Raw genomic sequence first — 5,206 nt, 5'->3', positions numbered from 1 at the left:
TAACGGAACCGAAAAACAGTAACAGGTTTGAACTGAAGAGTTTGATCCTGGCTCAGATTGAACGCTGGCGGCATGCCTTACACATGCAAGTCGAACGGCAGCACGGGGGCAACCCTGGTGGCGAGTGGCGAACGGGTGAGTAATACATCGGAACGTGTCCTGTAGTGGGGGATAGCCCGGCGAAAGCCGGATTAATACCGCATACGATCTACGGAAGAAAGCGGGGGATCTTCGGACCTCGCGCTATAGGGGCGGCCGATGGCAGATTAGCTAGTTGGTGGGGTAAAGGCCTACCAAGGCGACGATCTGTAGCTGGTCTGAGAGGACGACCAGCCACACTGGGACTGAGACACGGCCCAGACTCCTACGGGAGGCAGCAGTGGGGAATTTTGGACAATGGGGGCAACCCTGATCCAGCAATGCCGCGTGTGTGAAGAAGGCCTTCGGGTTGTAAAGCACTTTTGTCCGGAAAGAAAACGTCTTGGTTAATACCCGAGGCGGATGACGGTACCGGAAGAATAAGCACCGGCTAACTACGTGCCAGCAGCCGCGGTAATACGTAGGGTGCGAGCGTTAATCGGAATTACTGGGCGTAAAGCGTGCGCAGGCGGTCTGTTAAGACCGATGTGAAATCCCCGGGCTTAACCTGGGAACTGCATTGGTGACTGGCAGGCTTTGAGTGTGGCAGAGGGAGGTAGAATTCCACGTGTAGCAGTGAAATGCGTAGAGATGTGGAGGAATACCGATGGCGAAGGCAGCCTCCTGGGCCAACACTGACGCTCATGCACGAAAGCGTGGGGAGCAAACAGGATTAGATACCCTGGTAGTCCACGCCCTAAACGATGTCAACTAGTTGTTGGGGATTCATTTCCTTAGTAACGTAGCTAACGCGTGAAGTTGACCGCCTGGGGAGTACGGTCGCAAGATTAAAACTCAAAGGAATTGACGGGGACCCGCACAAGCGGTGGATGATGTGGATTAATTCGATGCAACGCGAAAAACCTTACCTACCCTTGACATGGTCGGAAGTCTGCTGAGAGGTGGACGTGCTCGAAAGAGAACCGGCGCACAGGTGCTGCATGGCTGTCGTCAGCTCGTGTCGTGAGATGTTGGGTTAAGTCCCGCAACGAGCGCAACCCTTGTCCTTAGTTGCTACGCAAGAGCACTCTAAGGAGACTGCCGGTGACAAACCGGAGGAAGGTGGGGATGACGTCAAGTCCTCATGGCCCTTATGGGTAGGGCTTCACACGTCATACAATGGTCGGAACAGAGGGTTGCCAAGCCGCGAGGTGGAGCCAATCCCAGAAAACCGATCGTAGTCCGGATCGCAGTCTGCAACTCGACTGCGTGAAGCTGGAATCGCTAGTAATCGCGGATCAGCATGCCGCGGTGAATACGTTCCCGGGTCTTGTACACACCGCCCGTCACACCATGGGAGTGGGTTTCACCAGAAGTAGGTAGCCTAACCGCAAGGAGGGCGCTTACCACGGTGGGATTCATGACTGGGGTGAAGTCGTAACAAGGTAGCCGTATCGGAAGGTGCGGCTGGATCACCTCCTTTCTCGAGCTTCGCACACAACATTAAGCGCTCACGCTTATCGGCTGTTGTTTAAGACAGGCTAAGGGTCTGTAGCTCAGTCGGTTAGAGCACCGTCTTGATAAGGCGGGGGTCGTTGGTTCGAATCCAACCAGACCCACCACCCGAAAAGCGTGCTGATGGGGCAACAGCTCATGGTCAGGCCACGTAGGGGGATTAGCTCAGCTGGGAGAGCACCTGCTTTGCAAGCAGGGGGTCGTCGGTTCGATCCCGTCATCCTCCACCAAGTCCTCAATGCACAGCGCTGAATGGTAATTCAACGTTGTGCATTGGCGACTATAGCCAGTTGATGTCGAAGGCATTGAAATACGCCTGTCGGCTAAACGTTCTTTAACAATCTGGAAGAAGTAGTAAAGAGATGCGCTGAAAGCACTTAGAGATGGGTGTGAGTAGGGGCATCAGGGTAGTGATTGTATCAAGTATGAAAAGGTGATCGAAAGATTGCTTTGGAATACGGCACAACGCGAATACTCAGCCTATGACGAGGGTGTTGCGAGACACACTCGTTATAGGGTCAAGCGAACAAGTGCATGTGGTGGATGCCTTGGCGATCACAGGCGATGAAGGACGCGGTAGCCTGCGAAAAGCGACGGGGAGCTGGCAAACGAGCTTTGATCCGTCGATGTCCGAATGGGGAAACCCGGCCCGTATGGGTCATCCTAGAGTGAATACATAGCTCTAGTGAAGCGAACGCGGTGAACTGAAACATCTAAGTAACCGCAGGAACAGAAATCAACCGAGATTCCCAAAGTAGTGGCGAGCGAAATGGGATCAGCCTGTACTCTTTATCTGAATTGTTAGTCGAACGCTCTGGAAAGTGCGGCCATAGCAGGTGATAGCCCTGTAGACGAAAACAGCTTGGAAGAACTAGGGGTACGAGAAGTAGGGCGGGACACGTGAAATCCTGTCTGAAGATGGGGGGACCATCCTCCAAGGCTAAATACTCGTGATCGACCGATAGTGAACCAGTACCGTGAGGGAAAGGCGAAAAGAACCCCGGGAGGGGAGTGAAATAGATCCTGAAACCGCATGCATACAAACAGTCGGAGCCTCGTAAGGGGTGACGGCGTACCTTTTGTATAATGGGTCAGCGACTTACGTTCAGTAGCGAGCTTAACTGATTAAGGCAGGCGTAGCGAAAGCGAGTCCGAATAGGGCGATCAGTTGCTGGGCGTAGACCCGAAACCAAGTGATCTATCCATGGCCAGGTTGAAGGTGCGGTAACACGTACTGGAGGACCGAACCCACTAACGTTGAAAAGTTAGGGGATGAGCTGTGGATAGGGGTGAAAGGCTAAACAAACTTGGAAATAGCTGGTTCTCTCCGAAAACTATTTAGGTAGTGCCTCGTGTATCACCTTCGGGGGTAGAGCACTGTCATGGTTGTGGGGTCCATTGCGGATTACTACGCCATAGCAAACTCCGAATACCGAAGAGTGCAATCACGGGAGACAGACATCGGGTGCTAACGTCCGGTGTCAAGAGGGAAACAACCCAGACCGCCAGCTAAGGTCCCAAAGATTGGCTAAGTGGGAAACGAAGTGGGAAGGCTAAAACAGTCAGGAGGTTGGCTTAGAAGCAGCCACCCTTTAAAGAAAGCGTAATAGCTCACTGATCGAGTCGTCCTGCGCGGAAGATGTAACGGGGCTCAAGCCAGTCACCGAAGCTGCGGATACACGTTGAAAGACACGTGTGTGGTAGGAGAGCGTTCCGTAAGCCTGCGAAGGTGCGTTGAAAAGCGTGCTGGAGGTATCGGAAGTGCGAATGCTGACATGAGTAGCGATAAAGGGGGTGAAAAGCCCCCTCGCCGTAAGCCCAAGGTTTCCTACGCAACGTTCATCGGCGTAGGGTGAGTCGGCCCCTAAGGCGAGGCAGAAATGCGTAGCTGATGGGAAGCAGGTCAATATTCCTGCACCATTGTTAGATGCGATGGGGGGACGGATCGCGGAAGGTTGTCCGGGTGTTGGACGTCCCGGTCGCTGCATTGGAGAAGGTGCTTAGGCAAATCCGGGCACGTAATTCAAGGGTGTGGCGCGAGCTTCTTCGGAAGCGAAGCAATTGGAAGTGGTTCCAAGAAAAGCCTCTAAGCTTCAGTCTAATAGTGACCGTACCGCAAACCGACACAGGTGGGCGAGATGAGTATTCTAAGGCGCTTGAGAGAACTCGGGAGAAGGAACTCGGCAAATTGGTACCGTAACTTCGGGATAAGGTACGCCTCTGTAGCTTGACTGGCCTGCGCCAGGAGGGTGAAGAGGTTGCAATAAACTGGTGGCTGCGACTGTTTAATAAAAACACAGCACTCTGCAAACACGAAAGTGGACGTATAGGGTGTGACGCCTGCCCGGTGCCGGAAGATTAAATGATGGGGTGCAAGCTCTTGATTGAAGTCCCGGTAAACGGCGGCCGTAACTATAACGGTCCTAAGGTAGCGAAATTCCTTGTCGGGTAAGTTCCGACCTGCACGAATGGCGTAACGATGGCCACACTGTCTCCTCCCGAGACTCAGCGAAGTTGAAGTGTTTGTGATGATGCAATCTCCCCGCGGCTAGACGGAAAGACCCCATGAACCTTTACTGTAGCTTTGCATTGGACTTTGAACCGATCTGTGTAGGATAGGTGGGAGGCTATGAAACCGGAACGCTAGTTTCGGTGGAGCCGTCCTTGAAATACCACCCTGGTTTGTTTGAGGTTCTAACCTTGGTCCATTATCTGGATCGGGGACAGTGCATGGTAGGCAGTTTGACTGGGGCGGTCTCCTCCCAAAGTGTAACGGAGGAGTACGAAGGTACGCTAGGTACGGTCGGAAATCGTGCTGATAGTGCAATGGCATAAGCGTGCTTAACTGCGAGACCGACAAGTCGAGCAGGTGCGAAAGCAGGTCATAGTGATCCGGTGGTTCTGTATGGAAGGGCCATCGCTCAACGGATAAAAGGTACTCTGGGGATAACAGGCTGATACCGCCCAAGAGTTCATATCGACGGCGGTGTTTGGCACCTCGATGTCGGCTCATCTCATCCTGGGGCTGTAGCCGGTCCCAAGGGTATGGCTGTTCGCCATTTAAAGAGGTACGTGAGCTGGGTTTAAAACGTCGTGAGACAGTTTGGTCCCTATCTGCCGTGGGCGTTGGATATTTGAAGGGGGCTGCTCCTAGTACGAGAGGACCGGAGTGGACGAACCTCTGGTGTACCGGTTGTCACGCCAGTGGCATCGCCGGGTAGCTATGTTCGGAAGAGATAACCGCTGAAAGCATCTAAGCGGGAAACTCGCCTTAAGATGAGATATCCCCGGGGCTTCGAGCCCCTTGAAGGGTCGTTCCAGACCAGGACGTTGATAGGTCAGGTGTGTAAGTGCAGTAATGCATTGAGCTAACTGATACTAATTGCCCGTAAGGCTTGATCCTATAACCAGTGTGTTTCGCGATGCGCGTTAGTGCTTCAGCACTTACGCGCATCCCGCCCCCGCAGGGGGCGCCACTGGCTGAGCAAAACGTGTGTGCAACAGTCACCACCCGAATTCAATACTACTTCTTCCCAGATTGGTTGCAGGCCCACAGGCCCGCAACAACAAGTCATGCCTGATGACCATAGCGAGTCGGTACCACCCCTTCCCA

2 tRNA genes and 2 rRNA genes are annotated in these 5,206 nt (G+C 53.5%); all 4 read left to right on the top strand.

From position 1 onward, the window contains the following. Positions 1 to 29: 29 nt before the first annotated feature. The 4 genes from QCE73_RS39055 (at position 30) to QCE73_RS39040 (ending at position 4,996) form a co-directional block, all read left to right on the top strand. Positions 30 to 1,561 (top strand): 16S ribosomal RNA (locus QCE73_RS39055). Between the two features lie 62 nt (positions 1,562 to 1,623). Continuing rightward, a tRNA-Ile gene (locus QCE73_RS39050) sits at positions 1,624 to 1,700 on the top strand. A gap of 47 nt (positions 1,701 to 1,747) precedes the next feature. After that, positions 1,748 to 1,823, top strand: a tRNA-Ala gene (locus QCE73_RS39045). A gap of 286 nt (positions 1,824 to 2,109) precedes the next feature. Beyond that, positions 2,110 to 4,996: ribosomal RNA gene (locus QCE73_RS39040) — 23S ribosomal RNA — on the top strand. The 16S and 23S rRNA genes sit together here with 2 tRNA genes alongside, the layout of an rRNA operon. The last annotated feature ends 210 nt before the right edge of the window (positions 4,997 to 5,206 follow it).

The organism is Caballeronia sp. LZ029 (genome assembly GCF_031451275.1).
Classification (GTDB): domain Bacteria; phylum Pseudomonadota; class Gammaproteobacteria; order Burkholderiales; family Burkholderiaceae; genus Caballeronia; species Caballeronia jiangsuensis.
Note: the sequence above shows the minus strand (reverse complement) of the source record. Positions and strands in the feature narration are given on the sequence as shown.